The sequence below is a fragment of the Pseudomonas sp. JS425 genome (assembly GCF_018223845.1).
Lineage (GTDB): Bacteria > Pseudomonadota > Gammaproteobacteria > Pseudomonadales > Pseudomonadaceae > Aquipseudomonas > Aquipseudomonas asiatica.
Window position 1 is genome coordinate 375,049 of record NZ_CP073661.1, and the last position, 26,151, is coordinate 401,199.

25 protein-coding genes are annotated in these 26,151 nt (G+C 62.0%); 12 read left to right on the top strand and 13 right to left on the bottom strand.

The window, feature by feature from the left end; all coding sequences use genetic code 11:
• The first annotated feature begins 6 nt into the window (after window positions 1–6).
• Window positions 7–777 (top strand): imidazole glycerol phosphate synthase subunit HisF, encoded by a 771-nt coding sequence (hisF, locus tag KDB76_RS01665; RefSeq protein WP_013970495.1) that lies wholly within the window; start codon window positions 7–9, stop codon window positions 775–777.
• Window positions 778–894: 117 nt separating this feature from the next.
• On the opposite strand, the gene choV is transcribed toward hisF, so the two are convergent.
• From choV to KDB76_RS01680, 3 genes are all read right to left on the bottom strand, one after another.
• A complete protein-coding gene (gene choV, locus KDB76_RS01670; protein WP_003257485.1) occupies window positions 895–2,073 on the bottom strand; it encodes a choline ABC transporter ATP-binding protein in 1,179 nt (392 codons plus the stop codon).
• Complete coding sequence (gene choW / locus KDB76_RS01675; RefSeq protein ID WP_169774667.1) at window positions 2,070–2,918, bottom strand: choline ABC transporter permease subunit; 849 nt, start codon at window positions 2,916–2,918, stop codon at window positions 2,070–2,072. Before choW ends, choV begins: the two co-directional genes overlap by 4 nt.
• Before the next feature lie 81 nt (window positions 2,919–2,999).
• Entirely contained in the window at window positions 3,000–3,947 is a 948-nt protein-coding gene (locus tag KDB76_RS01680; RefSeq protein ID WP_003257486.1) for a choline ABC transporter substrate-binding protein, read from the bottom strand.
• A 453-nt stretch (window positions 3,948–4,400) separates the two neighbouring features.
• On the opposite strand from KDB76_RS01680, the gene KDB76_RS01685 reads away from it, so the two are divergent.
• Window positions 4,401–5,777 (top strand): L-serine ammonia-lyase, encoded by a 1,377-nt coding sequence (locus KDB76_RS01685; RefSeq protein ID WP_013970497.1) that lies wholly within the window; start codon window positions 4,401–4,403, stop codon window positions 5,775–5,777.
• 457 nt (window positions 5,778–6,234) lie between these two features.
• Complete coding sequence (locus KDB76_RS01690; protein ID WP_015268639.1) at window positions 6,235–7,341, top strand: GlxA family transcriptional regulator; 1,107 nt, start codon at window positions 6,235–6,237, stop codon at window positions 7,339–7,341.
• A gap of 119 nt (window positions 7,342–7,460) precedes the next feature.
• On the opposite strand, the gene KDB76_RS01695 is transcribed toward KDB76_RS01690, so the two are convergent.
• The 5 genes from KDB76_RS01695 to choX all read right to left on the bottom strand — a co-directional run bounded on the left by KDB76_RS01695 (window position 7,461) and on the right by choX (window position 11,560).
• On the bottom strand, window positions 7,461–7,718 hold the full coding sequence (locus KDB76_RS01695; RefSeq protein WP_003257487.1) for a hypothetical protein: 258 nt from the start codon (window positions 7,716–7,718) through the stop codon (window positions 7,461–7,463).
• A gap of 420 nt (window positions 7,719–8,138) precedes the next feature.
• Window positions 8,139–8,615, bottom strand: coding sequence for a thioesterase family protein (locus tag KDB76_RS01700; RefSeq protein ID WP_013970499.1), 477 nt, complete (start codon window positions 8,613–8,615; stop codon window positions 8,139–8,141).
• A gap of 10 nt (window positions 8,616–8,625) precedes the next feature.
• Window positions 8,626–9,591 (bottom strand): L-carnitine dehydrogenase, encoded by a 966-nt coding sequence (locus KDB76_RS01705; protein WP_013970500.1) that lies wholly within the window; start codon window positions 9,589–9,591, stop codon window positions 8,626–8,628.
• A gap of 18 nt (window positions 9,592–9,609) precedes the next feature.
• Complete coding sequence (locus KDB76_RS01710) at window positions 9,610–10,494, bottom strand: 3-keto-5-aminohexanoate cleavage protein (protein WP_024088001.1); 885 nt, start codon at window positions 10,492–10,494, stop codon at window positions 9,610–9,612.
• Window positions 10,495–10,615: 121 nt separating this feature from the next.
• The gene (gene choX, locus KDB76_RS01715) at window positions 10,616–11,560 is read right to left on the bottom strand and encodes a choline ABC transporter substrate-binding protein (RefSeq protein ID WP_013970502.1); all 945 of its coding nucleotides are present in this window, start codon (window positions 11,558–11,560) and stop codon (window positions 10,616–10,618) included.
• Window positions 11,561–11,707: 147 nt separating this feature from the next.
• Between choX and KDB76_RS01720 the strand changes: the two genes are divergently transcribed.
• A complete protein-coding gene (locus KDB76_RS01720; RefSeq protein ID WP_024088002.1) occupies window positions 11,708–12,652 on the top strand; it encodes a GlxA family transcriptional regulator in 945 nt (314 codons plus the stop codon).
• Window positions 12,653–12,772: 120 nt separating this feature from the next.
• On the opposite strand, the gene KDB76_RS01725 is transcribed toward KDB76_RS01720, so the two are convergent.
• Together KDB76_RS01725 and KDB76_RS01730 are read right to left on the bottom strand one after the other, a co-directional pair.
• Window positions 12,773–13,024 carry a bacteriocin immunity protein gene (locus KDB76_RS01725; RefSeq protein ID WP_038408553.1) on the bottom strand — a complete coding sequence of 84 codons (252 nt, stop codon included), beginning with the start codon at window positions 13,022–13,024 and terminating at the stop codon, window positions 12,773–12,775.
• 348 nt (window positions 13,025–13,372) lie between these two features.
• Window positions 13,373–14,353, bottom strand: coding sequence for an IS5-like element ISPa16 family transposase (locus tag KDB76_RS01730; RefSeq protein ID WP_038410028.1), 981 nt, complete (start codon window positions 14,351–14,353; stop codon window positions 13,373–13,375).
• Between KDB76_RS01730 and KDB76_RS01735 the strand changes: the two genes are divergently transcribed.
• Complete coding sequence (locus tag KDB76_RS01735) at window positions 14,352–14,618, top strand: hypothetical protein (protein WP_212632213.1); 267 nt, start codon at window positions 14,352–14,354, stop codon at window positions 14,616–14,618. The two genes, KDB76_RS01730 and KDB76_RS01735, sit on opposite strands and share 2 nt — an antisense overlap.
• Here KDB76_RS01735 and KDB76_RS01740 read toward each other — a convergent pair.
• The 3 genes from KDB76_RS01740 to KDB76_RS01750 all read right to left on the bottom strand — a co-directional run bounded on the left by KDB76_RS01740 (window position 14,615) and on the right by KDB76_RS01750 (window position 16,466).
• Entirely contained in the window at window positions 14,615–15,166 is a 552-nt protein-coding gene (locus tag KDB76_RS01740) for a hypothetical protein (RefSeq protein WP_013970504.1), read from the bottom strand. The genes KDB76_RS01735 and KDB76_RS01740 overlap by 4 nt on opposite strands.
• Before the next feature lie 66 nt (window positions 15,167–15,232).
• Window positions 15,233–15,949, bottom strand: coding sequence for a hypothetical protein (locus KDB76_RS01745; RefSeq protein WP_230397048.1), 717 nt, complete (start codon window positions 15,947–15,949; stop codon window positions 15,233–15,235).
• A 115-nt stretch (window positions 15,950–16,064) separates the two neighbouring features.
• Complete coding sequence (locus KDB76_RS01750; RefSeq protein ID WP_013970506.1) at window positions 16,065–16,466, bottom strand: lysozyme inhibitor LprI family protein; 402 nt, start codon at window positions 16,464–16,466, stop codon at window positions 16,065–16,067.
• 287 nt (window positions 16,467–16,753) lie between these two features.
• On the opposite strand from KDB76_RS01750, the gene KDB76_RS01755 reads away from it, so the two are divergent.
• The 7 genes from KDB76_RS01755 (at window position 16,754) to KDB76_RS01785 (ending at window position 26,121) form a co-directional block, all read left to right on the top strand.
• Entirely contained in the window at window positions 16,754–17,731 is a 978-nt protein-coding gene (locus KDB76_RS01755; RefSeq protein WP_003257506.1) for a dipeptidase, read from the top strand.
• 77 nt (window positions 17,732–17,808) lie between these two features.
• Window positions 17,809–18,339 (top strand): DUF5943 domain-containing protein, encoded by a 531-nt coding sequence (locus tag KDB76_RS01760; RefSeq protein ID WP_013970507.1) that lies wholly within the window; start codon window positions 17,809–17,811, stop codon window positions 18,337–18,339.
• Window positions 18,340–18,354: 15 nt separating this feature from the next.
• On the top strand, window positions 18,355–20,415 hold the full coding sequence (gene dgcA / locus KDB76_RS01765; protein ID WP_013970508.1) for a dimethylglycine demethylation protein DgcA: 2,061 nt from the start codon (window positions 18,355–18,357) through the stop codon (window positions 20,413–20,415).
• A gap of 177 nt (window positions 20,416–20,592) precedes the next feature.
• Window positions 20,593–22,545 (top strand): dimethylglycine demethylation protein DgcB, encoded by a 1,953-nt coding sequence (gene dgcB, locus KDB76_RS01770; protein WP_013970509.1) that lies wholly within the window; start codon window positions 20,593–20,595, stop codon window positions 22,543–22,545.
• On the top strand, window positions 22,545–23,777 hold the full coding sequence (locus KDB76_RS01775; protein WP_013970510.1) for an electron transfer flavoprotein subunit alpha/FixB family protein: 1,233 nt from the start codon (window positions 22,545–22,547) through the stop codon (window positions 23,775–23,777). Before dgcB ends, KDB76_RS01775 begins: the two co-directional genes overlap by 1 nt.
• Window positions 23,778–23,787: 10 nt before the next feature.
• A complete protein-coding gene (locus KDB76_RS01780) occupies window positions 23,788–24,558 on the top strand; it encodes an electron transfer flavoprotein subunit beta (RefSeq protein ID WP_024088006.1) in 771 nt (256 codons plus the stop codon).
• A 675-nt stretch (window positions 24,559–25,233) separates the two neighbouring features.
• Window positions 25,234–26,121, top strand: a complete 888-nt coding sequence (locus KDB76_RS01785) for an RHS repeat-associated core domain-containing protein (protein WP_080676080.1) — start codon at window positions 25,234–25,236, stop codon at window positions 26,119–26,121.
• The last annotated feature ends 30 nt before the right edge of the window (window positions 26,122–26,151 follow it).

The following is a 26,151-nucleotide window of genomic DNA, read 5'->3' on the forward strand; positions in this document are numbered from 1 at the left end:
TGAACCATGGCACTGGCCAAGCGCATCATCCCTTGCCTGGACGTGGACAACGGCCGGGTGGTCAAGGGCGTCAAGTTCGAGAACATCCGTGATGCCGGCGACCCGGTGGAAATCGCCCGTCGCTACGACGAGCAAGGTGCCGACGAAATCACCTTCCTCGACATCACTGCCAGCGTCGACGGCCGCGACACTACCCTGCATACCGTCGAGCGCATGGCCAGCCAGGTGTTCATCCCGCTGACCGTGGGCGGTGGCGTGCGCACCGTGCAGGACATCCGCAACCTGCTCAATGCCGGTGCCGACAAGGTCTCGATCAACACGGCCGCGGTGTTCAACCCAGAGTTCGTCGGCGAGGCAGCGGACCGTTTCGGTTCGCAGTGCATCGTTGTCGCCATTGATGCCAAGAAGGTGTCCGGGCCGGGCGAAGAACCACGCTGGGAAATCTTCACCCACGGCGGGCGCAAGCCGACCGGGCTGGATGCCGTTGAATGGGCGAAGAAGATGGAAGGCCTGGGTGCTGGCGAGATCCTGCTGACCAGCATGGATCAGGACGGCATGAAGAACGGCTTCGACCTGGGTGTTACCCGTGCGATCAGTGATGCGCTGGGTATTCCGGTGATTGCCTCGGGCGGTGTGGGTAACCTGCAGCACTTGGCTGACGGCATTCTGGAAGGGCATGCCAGTGCGGTGCTGGCTGCCAGTATCTTCCACTTTGGTGAGTACACGGTGCCGGAAGCCAAGGCCTACATGGCTTCGCGTGGGATCGTCGTTCGCTGACCCATTGTTGGGAGGGCTTTGCCCTCTCGCGACACAAGGCCGCTCCTACAGGGATATGCGTTCCCCTGTAGGAGCGGCCTTGTGTCGCGAAAGGGCCGCAAAGCGGCCCCAATGGCATCAGCCGTGGTTCTTGCCGAGCAATGCGTGATAAAGCTCGGTATCCCCAAGTATCCCCACCACCTTGTCGTTATCCTGCAACACCAGCTTGTTGCCGGTCTGATAACGAATCTGCAGCGCCTCGCGCATGCCGATATCGGCATTTACCAACGTTGGGCGGCGGCCCAGCAGCTCCACATCCTGCCCTGGTGCCCAGTTTTGCAGGTCAAGCCCGTTCTGCCCCTGGCGTGCGCGCTTGATCGAGCCGCCTTCGCCAAGGTCCAGCCACGAGTCGATGCCGGGGTCTAGGCACACCGAACCGTTCACCCGCTTGCAGTTGTCCAGGCTGCGCATCAGGCTGCGCCCGCACAGCACGTTCAGTGGGTTGGTATGGGCAACAAAGGTACGCACATACTCGTCGGCCGGGTTGAGCACGATCTCTTCCGGCTTGCTGTACTGAATGATCCGCCCGTCCTTCATGATGGCGATGCGGCTACCCAGTTTCAGTGCCTCGTCCAGGTCGTGGCTGACGAACACGATGGTCTTGCTCAGCTTGGCCTGCAGGCCAAGCAACTCGTCCTGCAGCCCTTGGCGGATCAGCGGGTCCAGTGCCGAGAACGGTTCGTCCATCAGCAGGATGTCGGCATCCATCGCCAGCGCCCGGGCCAGGCCCACACGCTGCTGCATGCCGCCAGACAGTTCGTCCGGCTTCTTGTTGCGCCACTGGGTCAGGCCCACCAGTTCGAGCTTCTCGTCTACCAGCTTGCGCCGTTCCTTCTCGGGGCGGCCCTGCATTTCCAGGCCAAAGCTGATGTTCTCGCGCACCGTCAGCCAGGGCATCAGGGCGAATTTCTGGAACACCATGGCAATGCGCTTGGTGCGCATCATCTTCAGTTCGGCCGGGGTGCAGTGGGCAATATCGATGTGCTTGCCTTCGTGCTCGACGAACAGCTTGCCGCGGCTGACGGTGTTGAGGCCGTTGATGCAGCGCAGCAAACTCGACTTGCCCGAGCCGGACAGGCCCATCAGCACGCAGATCTCGCCCTTCTGGATATCCAGGTTGGCCTTCTCGACACCCACCACCAGGCCGGTCTGCTTGAGAATCTGCTCGCGGGTCTGGCCTTGGTCGAGCAGCGCCAGCGCTTCGCGCGGCTTGTTGGAGAAGATGACGTCGACGTCTTCGAAACGAATGATGCTCATGCTTCACCCCTTACCGGCAGGTCCGGTTGCTTGCAGATACGGTCGAGCATGATCGCCAGCAGCACGATCGCCAGGCCCGCTTCGAAGCCCAGGGAAATATCGGCGGTGTTCAGTGCGTTGACCACAGGTTTGCCCAGGCCGTCAGCGCCGACCAGGGCGGCGATCACCACCATCGATAGCGACAGCATGATGCACTGGGTAACGCCGGCGGCGATGCTTGGCATCGCGTGCGGCAGTTCGATACGGGTGAGCAGCTGGCGCCGTGAGCAGCCAAATGCCTTGCCGGCATCCATCAGCTCCTGCGGGACGTCGCAGATGCCCAGATACGTGAGACGGATCGGCGCGGCGATGGCAAACACCACTGTCGAGATCAGCCCCGGCACCACACCCAGGCCGAACAGGGTCAGGGTGGGGATCAGGTAGACGAAGGTAGGTACCGTCTGCATCAGGTCGAGTACCGGGCGCATGGCGGTATAGAACATCGGTTTGTGCGCGGCGACGATGCCCAGTGGCACGCCGATGGCCACGCAAACCACCGTGGCGAAGGTGACCTGCGCCAGGGTTTCCATGGTTTCCTGCCAGTAACCCAGGTTGAGGATCAGCAGGAACGACAGGGCGACGAATGCGGTCAGCGCCCACTTGCGCTGGATGAAATGCGCCAGGGCGGCGAACAGAGCGATGAGCACGAACGGATTGAAGAAAGTCAGGGCACTGGTTACGCCATGGATCATGAACTCCAGGCCTTGCGCGATGGCGTCGAAGTAATTCGCGCCGTTCTGGGTCAGCCACTCGACGAACGACGCGATGTACTGGCCCAGGGGTATTTTCTGATCGATAAGCATGATAGCGAGCTTCCACCTGCATAGATTGAACTCAACCCGGGGCAGGCACGGTCCTGCCCCGAGGTAGCGCTATTGCGTATTTCGTTATTGCGTCAGCTTGGCCTTGGCCGCCTCAAGGCCGGGTTTGCCATCCACGGTGGTTACGCCGGCCAGCCAGGCATCCAGTTTGCCAGGGTTGTCCTTGAGCCACTTCTTGGCAGCCGCCTCGGGTTTCATCTTGTCGTCCAGGACATAGCCCATCATGGTGCTTTCATCCTTGAGCTCGAACGACAGGTTCTTCAACAGCTGGCCAACGTTGCTGCACTCCTGCACATAGCCCTTGCGGGTGTTGGTCAATACGGTCGCCTTGCCGAAGTCGGGGCCGAAGAATTCGTCTCCGCCGGTCAGGTACTGCATCTTGAAGCGGGTGTTCATCGGGTGCGGTTCCCAGCCGAGGAACACGATGGCCTCGCCGCGTTTCTGCGCGCGGTCGACCTGCGACAGCATGCCGGCCTCGCTGGACTGAACGATCTTGAATCCGGCGTCCTTCAGGCCGAAGGCGTTCTTGTCGATCATGCTCTGGATGGTGCGGTTGCCATCGTTGCCGGGCTCGATGCCGTAGATCTTGCCGTCCAGTTCCTGCTTGAACTTGGGAATGTCGCTGAAATCCTTCAGGCCCTTGTCATACAGCGCCTGGGGCACGGCCAGGGTGTACTTGGCGTTTTCCAGGTTGGCGCGCACGGTTTCCACGGTGCCGGCGTCGCGATACTGCTTGATGTCGTTCTCCATGGTCGGCATCCAGTTGCCGAGAAACACGTCCAGGTCCTTGCCGGTGGCCAGCGACTTGTAGGTCACCGGTACCGAGATCATGGTGGTGTGGGTCTTGTAACCCAGTGCTTCGAGCACAACGCTGGTGGTCGCGGTAGTGACCGTGATGTCGGTCCAGCCGACATCCGAGAACCGTACCGTCTGGCATTGCTCGGGTTCGGCGGCCTGGGCCAGCAAAGGCGCGGACAGCAACGCAACCAGCAACAGCGAGGGTGAACCTTTCATGGATGGACTCCTGTGATTTTGTCTTCGGGTTCGCGTGGGTCGCCGGGCTTTCTCAGGGTCCGGTCGACCAGGCCTGCAGAGGGCAGGATGCGTGGCCGTGCTTTACGAGTCGCTTTCGATAATCCTCCAGCGCCGGGCAATCGCCTACTGGTGGGGTCGTAACCAGTACGGAACGGGTCGTATCCAGTATGGGCGATGTCGTTTATGGATTTTTCCACCCCCTCAGCCGCATTTTTACGTCACCAGGCCGCCGTAAAGCGGCGTGGCAAGGGCAGCTCCCCGGTTGAAAACAGCGCGGCGCTGCTGGACAAAAGTACGTCGGTTGCAGACGGCGAGGGGGTTGGTAAAAGCCCGATGATGCGTGCATTCAAGGCGGCCCGCTGCTTCAGCCTAGCAGTTGCCCCGCCCTGCGCATGGCGCGCAGAGACAAGCCCAGCAAGAGGTGATTCGACAATGGCCATCAGCGTGTTCGACCTGTTCAAGATCGGTGTCGGGCCCTCCAGCTCCCACACCGTAGGCCCCATGCGTGCTGGCGCCCTGTTCGTCCAGGGCCTGCGCGAACGCGGCGAGCTGGAACGTGTGAAGCGGATCGAAGTGCGCCTGTATGGCTCGCTGTCGGCCACAGGTGTGGGGCACGGCACCGACAATGCCATCATCATGGGCTTGATGGGTGAATGGCCTGACGCCATCGACCCGACCCAGATCGTGCCGCGTATAGCCGACCTGCGCGAAACCAACACCCTGCAGCTGGACAGCCGCCTGCCCATCGAATTCGTCTGGGCCCGCGACATGCTGTTGCTGGACGAGAATTTGCCGTACCACCCCAACGCCATGACCCTGGTTGCCGAAGGCGAACAGGGCGAGCTGCACCGCGACACCTACTACTCGGTGGGTGGCGGCTTCGTGGTCGATGCCGCCCAGGCCGCCAGCGGCGTGCTGGATGCTGACCAGACGGTGCTGCCTTACGATTTCAATAGCGCTGCCGAACTGCTGCGCCTGTGCAAGCAAAACGACCTCAGCGTGTCGCAATTGATGATGGCCAACGAGAAGGTCTGGCGCAGCGAGGAAGAGATCCGCGCCGGCCTGCACAAGCTCTGGGAAGCCATGCAGGAATGCGTCAACAACGGCCTCAAGTACGAAGGCACGCTGCCCGGCGGATTGAACGTGCGCCGCCGCGCCGCCAAGCTGCACCGCAGCCTGCAGGAAATCGGCAAACCCAACGTGATCGGCTCGACCATGAGCGCCATGGAGTGGGTCAACCTGTTCGCCTTGGCGGTCAATGAAGAAAACGCTGCCGGCGGGCGTATGGTTACCGCACCGACCAACGGTGCGGCGGGCATCATCCCGGCGGTGTTGCACTACTACATGCGCTTCAGCGATGCGGTGGACGAGTCCAGCGTGGTCGACTTCTTCCTCGGTGCTGCCGCGGTGGGCATCCTGTGCAAGAAGAACGCCTCGATCTCTGGTGCCGAAGTGGGTTGCCAAGGGGAAGTCGGTTCGGCTTGCGCCATGGCAGCGGCGGGGCTTGCCGAAGTGCTGGGCGCGACCCCGCCACAGGTGGAGAACGCTGCCGAGATCGCCCTGGAGCACAACCTGGGCCTGACCTGCGACCCGGTCGGTGGGTTGGTGCAGGTTCCGTGCATCGAGCGCAACGCGATTGCCGCGGTCAAGGCCATCAACGCTGTGCAGATGGCCCTGCGTGGTGACGGCGAGCACTTCATTTCCCTCGACCAGGTGATCCGCACCATGCGCGATACCGGGGCCGACATGCACGACAAGTATAAAGAGACTTCGCGCGGTGGTTTGGCGGTCAGCGCGATCGAGTGCTGATAGCTTGACCGGACCTCAAGGGCCTCTTCGCGGGTGAAACCGTGAAGAGGCCCTTGAGTTTGACGCAGGTGCAGCACAGCCCCCCCAATGCATCCTTATGGTGCAGTGCGACGCATACCAATCGTCGGGTGTCGTAATCAGTGCGGGCATTGTCGGTGACACTCAAGAGTGTCGTTTCTGGGCATCCTACACTGCGCGTGTCACCAAATTGCTCAGCCATTCCACGCACACCGCCTAGCACGCCCGTTCTACGATGATTGACCAACTCGATCAAAGCACCTGATTTGCCTAACAAAGGCGTCGTTTTCAGGTTTTTTTGGATGGCCGTTCAACTTCAGGCACGGCGTTTGCGTAGAGATTGGTACCAAGGCCCCCACACATGAAACCGGGGCCATACATAACAAGAAATCAGTGCTCGCCTGAGGCACCCCCTGCATTTGTGTGAGGAGAAATCGCGATGACGTCGTACACCTCCGGGAACCCAACCCAGAACCGCACAGCCCCCCAGTCCATCGGGTTTCTCCTATTGGACAATTTCACCCTGATTTCCCTGGCGTCGGCCGTCGAGCCGCTGCGCATGGCCAACCAGCTGTCCGGCCGCGAGCTGTACCGCTGGCACACCCTCACCGCCGATGGTGGACAGGTGTGGGCCAGCGATGGCTTGCAGATAACCCCTGACGCCGCGATGCACAGTGCGCCTCCCATCGATACCGTGATTGTTTGCGGCGGCGTGGGCATCCAGCGCAGTGTCACCCGCGAGCATGTCACCTGGTTGCAAACCCAGGCCCGCCAGTCGCGCCGCCTGGGCGCGGTATGCACCGGCAGCTGGGCCTTGGCCTGTGCCGGGCTGCTGGATGGTTTCGATTGCAGTGTGCACTGGGAATGCCTGGCCGCGATGCAAGAGGCTTTCCCGCGCGTCAACATGAGCACCCGCCTGTTCACCCTCGACCGTAACCGCTTCACCAGCTCCGGCGGTACTGCGCCGCTGGACATGATGCTGCACCTGATCAGCCGCGACCACGGCCGTGAACTGTCGGCGGCGATCTCCGAAATGTTCGTCTACGAGCGCATCCGCAACGAGCAGGATCACCAGCGCGTGCCGCTCAAGCACATGCTTGGCACCAACCAGCCGAAGCTGCAGGAAATCGTTGCGCTGATGGAGGCCAACCTCGAAGAGCCGATCGACCTGGACGAACTGGCGGTATACGTGTCGGTATCGCGCCGGCAGCTCGAGCGCCTGTTCCAGAAGTACCTGCACTGTTCGCCGTCGCGTTACTACCTGAAGCTGCGCCTGATCCGCGCCCGGCAGCTGCTGAAGCAGACGCCGATGTCGATCATCGAAGTGGCGTCGGTGTGCGGCTTCGTGTCTACCCCGCACTTCTCCAAATGCTACCGCGAGTATTTCGGCATTCCGCCGCGTGACGAGCGCGTGGGCTCCAACACCGCGCAGCAGGTGGCGATGATGCCGATCCCGCAGGCCATGACCCTGTCGCCGCACAGCGGGCCGATGGCGGCCCTGAGCCAGGCGCGCAACGAGTCGACCTTTGCCAGTGTAAGGCTCTGAAACAGCACTGGCCTCTTCGCGGGTAAACCCGCTCCCACAGGTACTGCACCGGATTCAAAAGCGGTGCGATACCTGTGGGAGCGGGTTTACCCGCGAAGAGGCCAGTACAGGAAAACGAATCAGCCGCGCTTGTTGAACTGCGCCAACGCCGGCAACAGCTGTTTGTCGATGGCCTGGCGCACCGCCGGCAGGATCGTCGCACTACCAGTATACATCTGCTCCACCATCCCCTTCAGCGCCCGTGCATTGGGCTCGGTCAACCCACGCACCACCGCTTCGCACGCCTGCTCGGCAGTAGCGCCGGCCGGAATCTCGAACCCGCGCGCGCGCAGGTGGCCTGCCAGATCGTCCTGGTCAATCAAATCCGCATGCATCATGGCTGTTGTCCCTTTTATCGCTAAGAGAGTGCTGCTGTGATTTACGACCGATTCTGTGACGCCGGCGACATGCCCGCAACAACAGAATGGCGCCATGGCTGCTTTGGCTAAGAACAGGTCGTTTACGGCTAAATCCAGTGTTCGGGAAGTGCGCAAACTCAAGCCATCTGCCGCAACGGAGGGTTTGGTCACCCTCGTTCGTGTACAGTGGATGTTGCTCGCTCTTGGCCCCGGATGCTCACGGCTTTCCGGGGTTATTTTTTTGCCCGGAGCAACACCGCCACCGCTGTTGGCTCACTGTCTTGCTCAATACTTGCAGGCATGCATGCCTCTGTGGGAGCGGGTTCACCCGCGAATGCGTCGGTAGCTTCACCATCGCATTCGCGGGTGAACCCGCTCTCACAGGGTACGCAGTTTTGTTCAGGATCGGGTGTTCAAACCCATCACCCGTCCGACGAACTCAGCCGGGGGCACATCCTGCTGCTCATCCACCAACCCTTGCAGCAACTCGACACTACGCTCACTGAACGGTGCCGACCTCGGCCCCGCCAGGTCCACATGCAGCAGCATCTGCTCACTGGTCGCCAGCGCTTCGGCGAACCCTGCCCGGTGCAGGCTGTGGTAGACATGCAGGCGCTTGCGATCAAAGCCGATGATCTGCGTCTGCACCCATACCTCGGTGCCCAGCTTTACTTCGTGCAGGTAGTTGATGTGCGCCTCCAGGGTGAACAGCGAGTTACCGCTCTGGCCGCGGCTGTCGGCATCCAGGCCGATGCGCTCCATCAGCGCGTCGGTGGCGTAGCTGAAGATCAGCAGGTAGTAGGCATCGCGCAGGTGCCCGTTGTAGTCGACCCAGTCCTCCTGGACCGGGGTGCGGTAGGTGATCAGTGCGGGCATCGCGGTCTCCTCAGTCGCCGAAAGCCATACCGTGGCTGGCCTTGCTGGTCTTTACCGCTTCCAGCACTGCCAACAGGGTGTCATCACGATAGCGCTCCAGCGCGGCGATGCTGCGATCCGCCAGTTGCACGGATGTCCCTTCGACCACATCGTCGATCAACTTGTCGGTGAGTTCCGGCGCCGGCAGGTAGGTCCAGGGCAGTTTCAACGCCGGGCCGAACTGGGCCATGAAGTGACGCATGCCCGCATCACCACCGGCCAGGGTGTAGGTGAGGAACGTGCCCATGAACGACCAGCGCAAGCCGGCACCGAAACGGATGGCATCGTCGATCTCGCCGGTACTGGCCACGCCGTCGTTGACCAAGTGCAGTGCTTCGCGCCACAGCGCTTCGAGCAGGCGGTCGGCGATGAACCCGGGCACTTCCTTGCGTACGTGTAGCGGGCGCATGCCCAGGGCGGTGTAGATGGTCCGGGCCGCTTCGATGGCTTCGGGGGCGGTGCGGTTGCCACCGACGATTTCCACCAGCGGCAGCAGGTACACAGGATTGAACGGGTGGCCGACCACGCAGCGCTCGGGGTGGGTGGCCGACTCGTAGAACTCGCTGGGCAGCAGGCCCGAGGTGCTGGAACCGATGATCGCGTCGGGTTTGGCGGCGGCGCTGATCTTTGCGTGCAGGTCGAGCTTCAGGTCCAGGCGCTCAGGGGCGCTTTCCTGGATGAAATCGGCGTCGCGGACACATTCCTCGATGGTGGCGACGAACTTCAGGCGGTCTTGTGATGCTCCTGGTGCCAGGCCTTGTTTTTCCAATGCCGGCCAGGCGTTGGCGATGCGCTTGCGCAAGGCCTGCTCGGCGCCTGGCGCCGGGTCCCAGGCGACCACGTCCAGGCCGTGGGCCAGGGCGCGCGCGACCCAGCCGCTGCCGATCACGCCACTACCCAGCGCGGCGAAGGTCTTGATCTCGGTGATGAAGGTCATGTTGAGCTCCTGAAGGTGTCAGCGGCGTTTGAGGTTCATCTTTTCCCGGCCTTCGGCCGGGGTCAGCACACGGGCGCCAAGGCGCGAAATGATTTCCACCGCGCGCTCGACCAACTGGCCGTTGCTGGCCAGCACGCCACGGTCCAGGTAAAGGTTGTCCTCCAGGCCCACCCGCACGTTGCCGCCCAGCAGCACCGCCTGTGCGGCCATCGGCATCTGCATGCGACCGATACCGAACCCGGCCCAGGTGACGTTTGGCGGCAAGTTGTCGACCATCGCCTTCATGGTGGTGGTATCGGCCGGAGCGCCCCACGGGATACCCAGGCACAGCTGGAACAGCGGGTCTTCGAGCAGGCCTTCCTTCATCATCTGCTTGGCGAACCACAGGTGGCCGGTGTCGAAGATTTCCAGCTCGGCTTTTACCCCCAGCTCGGTAATGCGCTTGGCGCCGGCGCGCAGTTGTGCCGGGGTGGAGACGTAGATCGAGTTGCCGTCGCCGAAGTTGAGAGTGCCGCAGTCGAGGGTGCAGATTTCCGGCAGCAGCGCTTCGACATGGGCCAGACGCTCCAGTGGGCCGATCAGGTCGGTACCCGCGCCGAACTCCAGTGGTGTTTCACCCGGGCCGATTTCCAGGTCGCCACCCATGCCCGCGGTAAGGTTGACGATGATGTCCACGTCGGCTTCGCGGATGCGCTCCATGACTTCGCGATACAGCGCCACGTCACGGCTGAAGCGACCGGTTTGCGGGTCGCGCACGTGGCAGTGGACCACGGTGGCGCCGGCTTTGGCGGCCTCTACGGCAGACTCGGCGATCTGCTTGGGGGTGACTGGAACAAGGTGGCTTTTCGAGGCGGTGTCGCCGGCGCCGGTGAGGGCGCAGGTGATGATGACGTCGTGGTTCATGGCGGGGTTCCTTGTGGTGTCTGGTGGCCTTTTCGCGGGTAAACCCGCTCCCACAGGGGACGATGTTGCCCCTGGCATGTGCATGCCTTGTGGGAGCGGGTTTACCCGCGAATGGGCCGGATCAGTTGGCAGTGAGGTTTAGGTTGTCGGCAGCCGGCTTGCCATCGAAGGTGGTCACACCCTCCAGCCAGCGGGCCTTGTCCTCGGGGTGGTCCTTGAGCCACTGGCGGGCCGACTCCAGCGCATCCTTGTGGTCGAGCAGCGGCTGCATCATGCGGCTCTCGTCCTCGGCACTGAAATTCAGGTTGGCCAGCAGGCGGTGGGCGTTGGGGCAGCGTTCGGCGTAGTCCGGCGCGGTCACCGTCCACACTGTCGCGCGGCCTTCGTCCGGGCCCAGTGCGTCCTGGCTGTCGCCCAGGTAGACCATGTCGATATTCACGTTCATCGGGTGCGGTGCCCAGCCGAAGAACACCACTGCCTCGTTGCGCCGCACCGCGCGGTCGACGGCGGCGAGCATGCCGGCCTCGCTGGACTCGACCAGCTGGAACTTGCCCAGGCCGAACTGGTTCTTGGCGATCATCGCCTTGATCTGGGTATTGGCGCCGGAGCCTGGTTCGATGCCGTAGATTTTCCCACCCAGTTCCTTCTCGAACTTGTGGATGTCGGCAAAGGTCTTCAGGCCCTTGTCGGCCAGGTACTTGGGCACCGCCAGGGTGGCGCGGGCGTCTTCCAGGCTCGGCTTGTCGAGCACCTTGACCTGTTTGGCGTCGACGAACGGTGTGATGGTCTGGGTCATGATTGGGTTCCAGTAACCCAGGAACATGTCCAGGCGCTTGTCGCGGATGCCGGCGAAGATGATCTGCTGTGAAGCGCTGGTCTGCTTGGTCTGGTAGCCAAGGCCATCGAGTAGCACCTGCGCCATGGCGCTGGTGGCGATGACGTCGGTCCAGTTGACCACGCCCAGACGGACGTTCTTGCAAGCCGCGGGCTCGGCGGCGAATAGTGGGGAAGTGGCGATGCTGCTCAGGGCAAGGGTCAACAGGCTGCGGCGGATCAAGCTGTGCATGGTGGCTCTCCATCGGCAGTGCATATTGTTATTGGGGTTCGACCTCTCTGGGTCGTATGAAGAAGCTACGCTGCTGTCAGGGTGGAAAATCGCACCCTGGCGACCAACATTTGCACGGAGGCGACCACCTTTGCCGTGGAGCATGCAATGCCGCAAATCATTCACTTCCTGTTGTTGCCCGGGTTCTCGGCCATGGGTTTCATCAGTGCCCTGGAACCACTGCGGGTGGCCAACCGCTTCAAGGGCCCGTTGTATCGCTGGCAGGTGTTGAGCCTGGACGGCGGGGCGGTGCTGGCCAGCAATGGCATGTCGGTGAACGCCGATGCAGCGCTGGCGGCGGGCGAGCCTGGTGGCATCCTGCTGATCGTCGCCGGTTTCGAGCCATTGGCCTGTTATGGGCCGGCGCTGCAGCAGGCGCTACGCCGCCTGGACCATGAGGGGGTGGTTCTGGGTGGCATCGATACCGGCGCGGTGGTGCTGGCCGAGGCCGGCCTGCTCGACGGCCACCGCGCCACCGTGCACTGGGAGGCGCTGGAGGCGTTCAAGGAGCGCTATCCACGCTTGCAGGTGACCCAGGAGCTGTTCGAGATTGATCGGCGTCGCATCACCTGCGCAGGCGGTACCGCGTCGATCGATCTGATGCTCGACCTGATCGGCCAGGCCCATGGCAGCGAGCTGGCGGTGCAGGTGTCCGAGCAGTTCGTGCTCGGGCGCATTCGCCAGCGCCAGGACCACCAGCGCATGCAGATCGCGAGCCGTTACGGCATCAGCAACAAGAAGCTCGTGAAGGTGATCGGAGAAATGGAGCGAAATATCGAGCAGCCGCTCAACAGCCAGGTGCTGGCCGATGCAGTGCAGGTGACCCGGCGGCAACTGGAGCGCCTGTTCCGCTTGCATCTGGACGACACGCCCAGTGGCTTCTATCTGCGATTGCGACTGGACAAGGCTCGGCAGTTATTGCGCCAGACCGACATGAGTGTGCTGGAGGTGGCGGTGGCGTGCGGGTTCGAGTCGGCGTCGTATTTTACACGCAGCTACCGGGCACGGTTCGAGCGGTGTCCGCGGGAGGATCGGTTGGCCCGGGTGGTGTGACTGGTCCTCGTGAGCCATGGAGGTTCAACTCTCACCTCCTTGGAAACTTGTTTGGTTAGACGAGGTGGGAACCCCGATTAGTTTTTTGACCGCCTTTACAACTGATCGGGGGGGCACATATTAGGGTTGAGCAAATCCTGGTTTGCCGTTTGCAGCACGCCAAGCCTTCACCTCGGCCACAATTTGCTCAGGACTATCTTTCCCTTCCTCTGGGTAAAAAAGAAGATCTGATCCAGCGGGGTGCTCTGACAGTTTCTCAAACTTCTCCACAGCGCTACGGTGCGCTTCGTCGCTAGGGTAGTCAACTACGTAAATTTTGTTCACAAACTCCAAAAATTCTATTTCTTTAATATTGTTAATCGAATCATTCATCTTTAATCACCTTGGTGAATTTGGATGTGGAGGCCGGCAGTTATAAGGAGAATGCTCTCTGCGTTATTGCAGCGCTTCCCTTCTTATGGCCTCTTTGGTCTGTTGGGCCAACTTACGGCGTGCCTGCTCACCGCAGTTGTCGGGGCAGATATGAAGGGGCGTTCAACGTCCCAGACATGTATCAGGAACATCCGCTGCCTAAGGAAGGTCTGAAGTAACCCTGTATTTCCGGTCGACTTCAGCCCTTGCTGCTTTTGAAAGCGGGCCGTCGATCAAAATCGACCAGGTAACCCGCTCAGTTCTCCGTTTTTGGCCGCCGCGAGCACCTCGCAGCAGCCATTTTCCGCATTACAGGTGCACCTGTCCTGCGGTAGTCAGCAAATGTCGGCGCGCCATCCATAGGTTCGACAGCGCGAACAGCGTCACCAGCTGAGCGGTGTTCTTGGCCAGGCCACGGAAGCGCACCTTCACGTAACCGAACTGGCGCTTGATCACTCGAAACGGGTGCTCGACCTTCGCTCGCACTTGTGCCTTGGCCTTCTCGATCTTGCGCTTGGCTTTGTACAGGGCGCTGCGTTTATCGAGCTTCTTGTAGGTGCTGCGGCGTGCTGCGACCTGCCAGATCACTTCGCGGCCCGCATGTTCGGGGCGCTTTTCGACGCCGGTGTAGCCGGCATCGGCGCAGACGACGTTCTCGTTACCGTGCAGCAGTTTGTCGACCTGGGTGATATCCGCCACGTTGGCTGCCGTGCCTACCACGCTGTGTACCAGCCCCGACTCATCATCCACGCCGATGTGCGCCTTCATGCCAAAGTAATACTGGTTCCCTTTCTTGCTCTGGTGCATTTCCGGGTCGCGCTTGCCGTCCTGGTTCTTGGTCGAGCTGGGTGCGTGGATCAGTGTGGCATCGACGATAGTGCCCTGGCGCAGCGACAGGCCGCGATCCCCCAGGTAGCCATTGATTACGCCGAGGATGCCGGCTGCCAGCTCATGTTTCTCCAGCAAACGACGGAAGTTGAGGATGGTGGTTTCGTCGGGAATGCGCTCCAGGCTCAGCCCGGCGAACTGACGCAGGATGGTCGTCTCGTAGAGCGCTTCTTCCATGGCCGGGTCGCTGTAGCCGAACCAGTTCTGCATCAGATGGATACGTAACATGGCCATCAGCGGATAGGCTGGACGACCACCTTCACCCTTTGGGTAGTGTGGCTCGATCAGGGCAATCAATCCCTTCCACGGCACCACCTGATCCATCTCGATCAGGAACAATTCCTTACGGGTCTGCTTGCGCTTGCCGGCGTACTCGGCGTCGGCGAAGGTCATCTGCTTCATGGAAAAACTCGGCTGGCGGGATCGGCGTATTTCACCAGATTCGGGAAGTCTTTTTCAGACCTTCCCTAAGGGGCTGAGCATGGCGCAATCGGTAGGAGGTATCGAGCGAATCGGCCAAGTTGTCTACCGAGCAGAAGCCAAACAGGGTGAAAAAGTAACTGAAATCCTTTACGCGGCCCATGCTCTGGGCCATGCGTTCTTGCGACTAACCTTTGCACGGTGGCGACCACCCTCAGCCGTGGAGCGTGCAATGCCGCCTGGTTAGAACTGATCGAGGTCAGAAAGCGCCTGGAGGCGGTTTTCGACCTGTACTCGTCGCGCCTCGAAAGCCCGGGCGTCGAGTTTCGCGCCCATGTGGTCCAGTTGCAGGGCAAGGCGCGTACGTGGGGCATCCGGGTCGGTCGAACAGCACAGGTTGAAGACGATCGCCAGCGGGCTGCCGCTGTCATCTAGGTCAAATTCGATGCGCAGGTGCGAGCTGGCCGAAGTGCTGCGCAGCAGGGCGAGGTCTGGCTGTTTCAAGCCATTAAGTATGTCGTTGGCAACCCGCTCGAACTTGAGGTTGCGACGCTGGGGCGCTGGAATCCAGCCGTTGAAGACGTCTTGAAACACAGCATCCGTGGGTACGCAGTTGATGCTTTTCGTCGTCCGTTCGATCAGTTCGACACCGCTGTTCTCCAGGCCCTGCAGAAAACGGCTGAACCAGCGCTGGCCATCCTGTTGGCGATCGTGAGCCTGGTTGGCCTCTAGTTGCGCCAGGCGCAGGCAGGCATGAAGGTCTTCCCAGGGTTGGTTGGCGAGTTTGGTGGGCATGCTTGTGGTCCTCGCTGCAGGCGTAGGAAGGGGAGCCTGGCGCCGCTGGGCGGCGCCAGGTGCAGGTCAGAGTTCCAGCGCCAGGATGTCGAACGCCTGGCTGGCCAACTTCATCCTGACGGCTTCGCGCATGGCGTCGAAGTGGCGAACACTGAACGAGCCCTGTTGCGAGGCCCGGTATACACGGGTATTCGACTTGTCGATGATGCGGCCAGCGGACCCTGCGGCTTTCTCGGCCTTGTCATAGCTCAGCTGAACGCTGGTCATGTGCATGATCGGCAGGCCTTGCGGTGTCATCTCGCAGGCCGAAATCTGGATGGTGCTGGATTTGCCCGAAACACTCACGCTGCTTTCTTCGAGCAGTTGCTGCGCCTTGGGTGTTTGCACGATCACTTCGAAGGAGCGTTTTACACAGCGGCTCAGGCGGTGGCTGGCGCCGATCTGGACGGTGACGATCTGCGGCACCAGGGTGGCCAGCGTGTGGGTGTCCTTGTCGATTGCTTCCTCGACATGGGCGGCGCCGGTCAGCGTCCAGCCGAACTTGCCCAGGCCGTCGTTGTAGAAGTTGTACCACTCGCGCTGCTGGGTTTCCTTGTCGAACTTCTTGTTTGCCGACAGGTTCATCAAGCGCATGCCATCGAGCACGTCTTCGGCAACGCTGGCAGGTACATCCGGGGCAAAGATGCAGACGGTGTTGGCAACCATGACGGCGCGTTCTTCGCCTTCTTTCTTCAGGGCGGCAATGGCGCTGTTCATGTCGGTCTTGCTGATAGTAGAGGTCATGTCTTGGTTTCCGATCGAGTTCATCATCGGCACCTCGGGTGAGGCGCCGGGGACGCACTTTGGTTCGGATCGTCAAGACAGATAAGCCGAAAGCCTTTCCTGCCGAGGAACTCCCTTACTGCTGGCCGATGGACTGCAGGTACTCCGAGCGGTCATCGCTGCGTTGTGCCACGCAGGTGTTCCACGCCGCTTCGAACGCCTTGCTGCCCGGTTTCTCGGCATAGGTTTCGACCTTGCAGTCGGCATCGCGCAGTTGCGTCCACAGTTTCTCGGCCGCCTCCATACGCTCGGCCAAGGCGTCTGCCTTGTCGCCTTCGTCGGCGTACTGGTCGCGAATGCGCTGTATCAGGTCGTCATACGCCGACTTAAGTTCACGCTCGGCCGTCTGCTTGTTGAACGCCGCGCAAGCGAATGTCTGCTGGTCGGTCTCGACGTTGTCGCACGGGGTGCTTTCTTCCTCGCCGGCCTGGGCGCCCGATACGACAGCCAGCAGTACCAGCCATGCCATTGATTTCATCCGTTTTCTCCTCAACAAGGCTGACGAATCGGCTGGATTCTCGCTCAGCCGCCGACAAGACGATAGCTCCCTGAAGAAATGTTCATGAAACGGTCGGAAATGTCGTTATCGAGACTGTCTCTCATCGCCAGACGGCGCGCCAGAGGGCGCGATGTCGCGCATTGACGCTTTCGGCAAACCCCCTGTCGTTTTTGCATCGGGGCGCCTTTGGGCACAGGCATATGCTGGCCCCAAAGCGCCGGCAATAAGGTTTGGCGCAAACCCATTCAATAAAAGGGGACAGCCTGATGAGCCCAGCCGAACTTCACGCCGACAGCATCGTCATCGACGGCCTGATCATTGCCAAATGGAACCGCGAGCTGTTCGAAGACATGCGCAAAGGCGGGCTGACTGCGGCCAACTGCACGGTGTCGGTCTGGGAAGGCTTCAAGGCTACCGTCGACAACATCGCCGCCAGCCAGAAGCTGATCCGCGATAACAGTGACCTGGTGATGCCGGTACGCACCACCGCCGACATCCGCAAGGCCAAGGAACTGGGCAAGACCGGCATTCTCTTCGGCTTCCAGAACGCCCACGCCTTCGAAGACCAGATCGCCTACGTCGACGTATTCAAGCAGCTGGGCGTGGGCATTGTGCAGATGTGCTACAACACCCAGAACCTGGTCGGTACCGGTTGCTACGAGCGTGACGGCGGCCTGTCGGGCTTCGGTCGCGAGATCGTTGCCGAAATGAACCGCGTCGGCATCATGTGCGACCTGTCCCACGTGGGCTCCAAGACCTCCGAAGAAGTCATCCTCGAGTCGAAAAAGCCGGTTTGCTACTCGCACTGCCTGCCTTCGGGCCTGAAAGAGCACCCGCGCAACAAGTCGGACGAAGAGCTGAAGTTCATCGCCGACCACGGCGGTTTCGTTGGCGTGACCATGTTCGCGCCGTTCCTGGCCAAGGGCATCGACTCGACAATCGACGACTACGCCGAAGCCATCGAGTACACCATGAACATCGTCGGTGAAGACGCCATCGGTATCGGTACCGACTTCACCCAGGGCCACGGCCAGGACTTCTTCGAATACCTGACCCACGACAAGGGTTACGCCCGTCGCCTGACCAACTTCGGCAAGATCATCAACCCACTGGGCATCCGCACTGTGGGCGAATTCCCCAACCTCACCGAAACCTTGCTCAAGCGCGGCCACTCCGAGCGCGTGGTGCGCAAGATCATGGGTGAGAACTGGGTCAACGTCCTCAAGGACGTGTGGGGCGAATAAGCCGCTCTCCAAGCCTGAAAGCCCCTGCCAGCAACGCCGGGGCATCCCGATAAAAAATTTTATGGAGTTGAGTTTCCATGGCCAAGATCGCCCCGCAATTGCCAATCGAAGTAGACAGCGAGACCGGTGTCTGGACCAGCGACGCCTTGCCGATGCTGTATGTGCCGCGCCATTTCTTCGTCAACAACCACATGGGCATCGAAGAAGTCCTGGGCGCCGACAAGTACGCCGAGATCCTCTACAAGGCCGGCTACAAGTCCGCCTGGCACTGGTGTGAAAAAGAGGCCGAGTGCCATGGCCTGGAAGGCGTGGCGGTGTTCGAGCACTACATGAAGCGCCTGAGCCAGCGTGGCTGGGGCCTGTTCGAGATCCAGGACATCGACCTCGACAAAGGCACCTGCAGCGTCAAGCTCAAGCACTCCGCGTTCGTGTACGTCTATGGCAAGTGCGGCCGCAAGGTCGATTACATGTTCACCGGCTGGTTCGCCGGCGCCATGGACCAGATTCTCGCTGCCCGCGGCAGCTCGATCCGCACCGTGGCCGAACAGGTCTATGGCGGGTCGGAAGAAGGCCACGAAGATGGCCTGTTCGTTACAAAGCCGTTGTAAGCCGGAGATAGCGTCATGGCATTCGAAGCAATGTTCCAGCCGATCCAGATCGGCAAACTGACCATCCGCAACCGTGTGCTCAGCACCGCGCACGCTGAGGTCTACGCCACTGACGGCGGCATGACTACCGACCGCTACGTGAAGTACTACGAAGAAAAGGCCAAGGGCGGTATCGGCCTGGCGATCTGCGGCGGCTCGTCGGTGGTGGCCATCGACAGCCCGCAGGAGTGGTGGTCGTCGGTCAACCTGTCGACCGACCGCATCATCCCGCACTTCCAGAACCTGGCCGACGCCATGCACAAGCATGGCGCCAAGATCATGATCCAGATTACCCACATGGGCCGTCGCTCGCGTTGGGACGGCTTCAACTGGCCGACCCTGATGTCGCCGTCGGGTATCCGTGAACCCGTGCACCGCGCCACCTGCAAGACCATCGAGGTGGAGGAGATCTGGCGCGTGATCGGCAACTATGCGCAAGCTGCCCGCCGTGCGAAGGAAGGCGGCCTGGACGGCGTGGAACTGTCGGCCGTGCACCAGCACATGATCGACCAGTTCTGGAGCCCACGGGTCAACAAGCGTACCGACGAATGGGGCGGCACCTTCGAAGGCCGCATGAAGTTCGGCCTGGAAGTACTGAAGGCCGTGCGCGCCGAAGTCGGTGACGACTTCTGCGTGGGCATGCGTATCTGTGGCGACGAATTCCACCCCGATGGCCTCAGCCACGAGGACATGAAGCAGATCGCTGCCTACTATGACGCCACCGGCATGCTCGACTTCATCGGCGTGGTCGGCTCGGGTTGCGACACCCACAACACCCTGGCCAACGTCATCCCGAACATGAGCTACCCGCCGGAGCCGTTCCTGCACCTGGCGGCCGGCATCAAGGAAGTGGTCAAGGTCCCGGTGCTGCACGCGCAGAACATCAAGGACCCGAACCAGGCCACGCGCATCCTCGAAGGCGGCTACGTGGACATGGTCGGCATGACCCGTGCGCACATGGCTGACCCGCACCTGATCGCCAAGATCAAGATGGGCCAGATCGACCAGATCAAGCAGTGCGTCGGTGCCAACTACTGCATCGACCGCCAGTACCAGGGCCTGGATGTACTGTGCATCCAGAACGCCGCGACCTCCCGTGAATACATGGGCGTGCCGCACATCATCGAGAAGACCACCGGCGCCAAGCGCAAGGTGGTGGTGGTTGGCGCCGGCCCGGCCGGCATGGAAGCGGCCCGCGTGGCTGCCGAACGTGGCCACGATGTGACCCTGTTCGAGAAGAAGGAGCAGATCGGCGGGCAAATCACCATCGCCGCCAAGGCCCCGCAGCGCGACCAGATCGCCGGTATCACTCGCTGGTACCAGCTGGAGCTGGCGCGCCTGAAGGTCGACCTGCGCCTGGGCACCGCCGCCGACGTGGCTGCCATCCAGGACCTGCGCCCGGACATCATCGTGCTGGCGGTGGGTGGGCATTCCTTCCTGGAGCAGAACGAGCACTGGGGCGCCGCCGAAGGGCTGGTGGTCAGCAGCTGGGACGTGCTCGACGGCAAGGTTGCGCCGGGCAAGAACGTGCTGGTGTACGACACCATCTGCGAGTTCACCGGCATGTCGGTGGCTGACTTCATCGCCGACAAGGGCAGCCAGGTCGAGATCGTCACCGACGACATCAAGCCGGGTGTGGCCATGGGCGGTACTACCTTCCCGACCTACTACCGCAGCATGTACCCGAAAGAAGTGATCATGACCGGCGACATGATGCTGGAAAAGGTCTACCGCGAAGGCGACAAGCTGGTGGCGGTGCTGGAAAACGAATACACCGGCGCCAAGGAAGAGCGCGTGGTCGACCAGGTGGTGGTGGAGAACGGCGTGCGTCCTGACGAGCAGCTGTATTACGCACTGAAGGAAGGTTCGCGCAACAAAGGCCAGATCGACGTGGAGGCACTGTTCGCCATCAAGCCACAGCCGATCCTCAGCCAGCCGGGCGAAGGCTACCTGCTGTACCGCATCGGCGACTGCGTGGCCCAGCGCAACGTGCATGCGGCGATCTACGACGCCTTGCGCCTGTGCAAGGACTTCTGATCGAGAAAAATCGTCGCCACCGGGCGCGGTCCCTGTGGGAGCGGGTTCACCCGCGAAAGCGTCAGCACAAGCAACAAAGTAGTCTGATCTGACGCATTCGCGGGTAAACCCGCTCCCACAAGGGGCCGATCCCATCTTCAGAGTGGCGCAAGAATCCAGCTGTTGTGGGAGCCTCCCATGTTGAACACCCTTCTACCTATCCTGCTGTTCGCTGCCCTTGGCCTGGCAGTGCTCGGCGCCCTGCGCCGGGTGCGCATGTGGCGGCGTGGCCGGCCGTCCAAGGTCAACCTGATCGGCGGCTTGCTGGCCATGCCACGCCGCTACCTGGTGGACCTGCACCATGTGGTCGAGCGCGACAAGTACATGTCCAAGACCCACGTGGCTACCGCTGGCGGCTTCGTGCTGTCGGCCGTGCTGGCGATCCTGGTGCACGGCTTCGGCCTGCAGAGCAAGATCCTCGGCTACGCGTTGCTGGTGGCCACGGTGATCATGTTCAGTGGCGCCATCTTCGTCTTCAAGCGCCGCCTCAACCCGCCTTCGCGCCTGTCCAAGGGCCCGTGGATGCGCTTGCCGAAGAGCCTGCTGGCGTTTGCCGTGAGCTTCTTCATCGCCACCTTGCCGGTCGCCGGCATCCTGCCGGCCAACACCGGTGGCTGGGTGATGGTGGGCATTCTCGGTCTGGGCGTGCTGTGGGGCGTGTCTGAGCTGTTCTTCGGCATGACCTGGGGCGGCCCGATGAAACACGCCTTCGCCGGTGCCCTGCACCTGGCCTGGCACCGCCGCGCCGAACGCTTCGGCGGCGGCCGTTCCACCGGCCTCAAGCCGCTGGACCTGGAAGACCCGAACGCGCCGCTGGGCGTGGAAAAGCCGGTGGACTTCACCTGGAACCAGCTGCTGGGCTTCGACGCCTGCGTGCAGTGCGGTAAATGCGAAGCCATGTGCCCGGCCTTTGCCGCCGGCCAGCCGCTGAACCCGAAAAAGCTCATCCAGGACATGGTCATCGGCCTGGCCGGTGGCACCGACGCGCAGTTCGCCGGCAGCCCATACCCGGGCAAACCGATCGGTGAGCATGGCGGCCACCCGCACCAGCCGATCGTCAATGGCCTGGTCGACGCCGAAACGCTGTGGTCGTGCACCACCTGCCGTGCCTGCGTCGAGGAATGTCCGATGATGATCGAGCACGTCGATGCCATCGTCGACATGCGTCGTCACCTCACCCTGGAAAAAGGCGCCACCCCGAACAAGGGCGCCGAAGTGCTGGACAACCTGATCGCTACCGACAACCCGGGCGGCTTCGCCCCTGGCGGGCGCATGAACTGGGCCGCCGACCTCAACCTGCAACTGCTGTCGGAGGTGAAAACCACCGAGGTGCTGTTCTGGGTCGGTGACGGTGCCTTCGACATGCGCAACCAGCGCACCCTGCGCTCGTTCGTCAAAGTGCTCAAGGCGTCGGGCGTGGACTTTGCCGTGCTCGGCCTGGAAGAGCGCGACAGCGGCGACGTGGCGCGCCGTCTGGGCGATGAAGCGACCTTCCAGCAATTGGCCAAACGCAATATCCAGACCCTGGCCAAGTACAAGTTCCAGCGCATCGTCACCTGCGACCCGCACAGCTTCCATGTGCTGAAGAACGAGTACGGCGCCCTGGGCGGCGACTATCAGGTGCAGCACCACAGCACGTACATCGCCGAACTGATCGCGGCCAACAAGCTCAACCTCGGCCAGCACAAGGGCGGCAGCGTCACCTACCACGACCCGTGCTACCTGGGCCGTTACAACGGTGAGTACGAAGCTCCGCGTGCCGTGCTCAAGGCCCTGGGTATCGAAGTGCGCGAGATGCAGCGCTCGGGCTTCCGTTCCCGTTGCTGCGGCGGTGGTGGCGGTGCGCCGATCACCGACATCCCTGGCAAGCAGCGTATCCCGGACATGCGCATGGACGACATCCGCGAGACCGAGGCCGAGCTGGTGGCCGTGGGTTGCCCACAATGCACCGCCATGCTCGAAGGTGTGGTCGAACCGCGCCCGCAGATCAAGGACCTGGCCGAACTGGTGGCCGACGTGCTGATCGAAGAGGACGCGCCCTCTGCCCCAAAGCCGCAAACGGCCAAACGTGAACCTGCGGAGGTGCACTGATGAGCGACATTATCCGCCGCGACCCACGCGCCGAGTGGATCGCCCGTAACCGTCTGCACCCGCTGCATGCAGCGATGCAGACGCAGCAGACCAGCTGGATGGGGCCCAACGGCCTCATCCGCAAGAACCCCCATGCGATTGCCGCAGGCTTCATCGGCCCGGCCGGCATCAAGCGCATCGACCGCAGCGGCGCCCAGCAGGGCACCGCCGTGGGCGGGCGACGCACGGCGGCGGCCGAGGTCAAGCTGCCGCTGCACCAGGTGCCGGCGCCGGCGTTCTACATCGCCGTGGTGCCGGACATGGTCGGTGGCCGCCTGAGCAGCCACGACCGCGACCTGCTCGGCCTGGCCCACAGCCTGGCCGGCAGCGACGGTGCGGTGCTGGCAGTGGTGTTTGGCGAGCACAAGGAAAGCAACTTTTCCACAGCCGGGGTCGACCGCCTGCTGGTCATCGAAGGCGAGGCGTTCGAAGGTTATGCACCGGAGCAACTGGTACAAGGCCTGCGGGCTGTGGATAACCAGTTCACCCCGCGCCACTGGCTGCTGCCCGACAGCCGCACCGGTGGTGGCGAACTGGGCCGGCGCCTGGGCGCGGCACTGGGCGAGCGCCCGGCGACGCGGGTATGGCAGGTCAAGGACGGCCAGTGCATCGGCCGTGCCGGTGCCGGCCAGCAGGACCTGCAGCGCGCCGTACCACGCTTGATCCTGGCGGCGGCCGAGTGCGCCGAGCCGGTCAGCGAAACCCGTCACGAAGCGCTGCCCGTGGAGTTGTCCACAAGCGTGGCGCGCAGCCTGTCGCGCATCGAAGACCTCGGTTCGGTGGCCGTGGACCCGGCCACCATTGCCATGGCCGAAGCCGAGTTCATCATCTCGGGCGGCAACGGGGTCAAGGACTGGGACCTGTATCACAAGGCCACCGCGGCCCTTGGCGCCACCGAAGGCGCCTCGCGGGTGGCGGTGGACGACGGCTTCATGCCGCGCAACCGCCAGGTGGGTGCCACCGGTACCTGGGTTACCGCGCGGGTCTACGTGGCTGTGGGTATCTCGGGCGCGATCCAGCACCTGCAGGGCATCGGCGCCTGCGACAAGGTGGTAGCGATCAACATGGACCCGGGCTGCGACATGATCAAACGGGCGGACTTGTCGGTGATTGGTGACAGTTCGGCGATTCTCCAGGCACTGATCGAGGCTGTGGACAACTACCGCAGCGGCGGCCAGCGCGACGCGGCATAAGGGCACGAGCATGAGTACGAAAGTGATCAGCCTGGTTTCCATCGGTGCCCACCCCAGCTCCGGCCGCGCTCGCCGCGCCGAGCAGGATGCGCGCGCCGTGGAGCTGGGTTTGCAGCTGGCTGGGGATAACTTACAGGTGGTGCATGCCGGCGACCCACGGGAAGAGGCGCTGCGCGCCTACCTGGGGATGGGCCTGGACCACCTGGATGTGCTGGAGCAGCCGGCCGGCGCCGACGTGCTGGGCGTGCTCGGGGATTACCTGCGCGATGCCGGGGCACAGCTGGTGCTGACCGGCAGCCAGGCCGAGACTGGCGAAGGGTCGGGCATGTTGCCGTTCCTGCTGGCCGAAAAGCTCGGCTGGCCGCTGATTGTGGGGTTGGCTGAAGTGGAGTCGATCGAAAACGGCACCGCCCAGGTATTGCAGGCGCTGCCGCGCGGTCAGCGGCGTCGGCTGAAGGTGCGCCTGCCGTTGCTGGCGACTGTGGATAACGCCGCGCGCAAGCCGCGCCAGAGTGCTTTCGGGCCGGCGCGTCGGGGTGTGTTGGCGGCACGCAACGTGGCTATCGTCGAAGACGAACTGCTGGCCGAAGCCGAACTGCAACCAGCCCGCCCACGGCCCAAGCGGCTGAAGGTGATCAAGGCCAAGAGCGGTGCCGACCGGATGAAGGCGGCGACGGCCAAGGCCAGTGGCGGCGGTGGCAAGGTGTTGAAGGACGTTTCTCCACAGGAAGGCGCCGAGGCCATCCTCAAGCTGCTGGTGGAAGAGGGCGTGCTGCGCTAGAGCCTCACGCGGTCCCGGTGTGGGAGCGGCCTTGTGTCGCGATGGGCTGCGCAGCAGCCCCGGCAATCTTGACTCATAGTCGAGATCCTGAGGCCGCACTGCGGCCCATCGCGACACAAGGCCGCTCCTACATTCCATACACAGCCTCGATCGAGCGCTTTTGCCCACCGAATCTGTTCGCCAAGGTGTGGATAAAGTGTTGGCGCATGGCCGCAGCCCTTGTGTGACGGCGCCTCCAAGATTATGGTCAAAAAACAACCAGTATTATCCCTGCCTTCGCATGCAACGCGCGGCAGTACCCTCCGGATTTTGTCCACAATCACTGTTAGCCGGTCTGTGGATAATCTGTTCGGTAGCACCTGTAAGCCACATAGTTAAAGGCTTTGACAGGTTTGTTCAGAAAGTGATCAATCTCGCCATAATCCTGCTCGATCCTTGATAATCATGGTCGTGAGTGGCTTATCCACAATCCGATTGCACAAACTGCATCAGTTGCTCACAAACTCTGTTGGTGTTTCTGTGGACAAGGTGTAAGAAGTCCGCTGTAGCCCAATATCCACGCCATCCTGGCCGGTTTGATCAAACAATGATCAGGGGTTTGTCTGATATTTTTGCCAGTACGCAAACCTGGCGTCCGTCGTTACCCTGTCCACATGCGATCAGTGTGAGTCAACCATGGCGACATCCCTGTTGAATATCGATCGGCAGCACTCTGTACTGGGCGCGCTTTCCTTGGGTCCGCGCGCTTACTCACCCTATGGCTTCCTTAGCGGTTCCCTGGGTTCAGGGCTGGCTTTTTGTGGCCAATACCAAGATCCGTTGACGCATAATTATCTGTTGGGCAGTGGCCATCGCTCCTACAGCCCGGGCCTGATGCGGTTCATCACGCCGGATTCGCTTAGCCCATTCTCCAAGGGCGGAATCAATGGATACGCCTATTGTGAGGGGGACCCGATTAACAGGCACGATTCAACGGGCCGCGTTTGGCAGTGGATACCTCCACTGGCTCAGGCCGCCTCTAGTGTTTCAACAGGACTCGGCGCGGTTAACCGCAGGTCGCTTGCTGTGGTTAGACAGCGGATTCAGAGGATGAACGGGGAGTTACCCGACCAGGAACTTGTGCGCGCAGAGCTTGCAGACTCGCTCCAGTTTTATTCCTCTATCCCTATGGGGGCTGGTGCCAATCTCGCCCGAAATATCCTCAATGCACCTGTGTCGCCGGCAGATCCACTGGTCAGTCAGCTTGTCTGGACCGGAGCTGGGGGAAGTTCTGGCGTTGCCATAGGCACCAATTTAAACGGCTATTCGGTGTATCAAACATGGACGCAACTCGCAGATCAACATGGCATCAACCGGTGGAGCGTGGTGGCCGAGGCCATAGGGCAAGTCTTGCTCCCACCTTTCGTCAGGAGGGGGAGTTTGCAGGCGGGGCAATGGGCAGCGGAAGCGCTCGGTAGCGGAATAGCCGGGGCCTACCGTGTGCCGGGGAGGGTGATGGCCAAGGTACATAGCGATGATGGAGGAGAAGTTCTGAGAGCTGTCCTTGTCGTTAGAGGGAGTTGATGCTATTAGCGCCCCTTACTGAAACGCAGG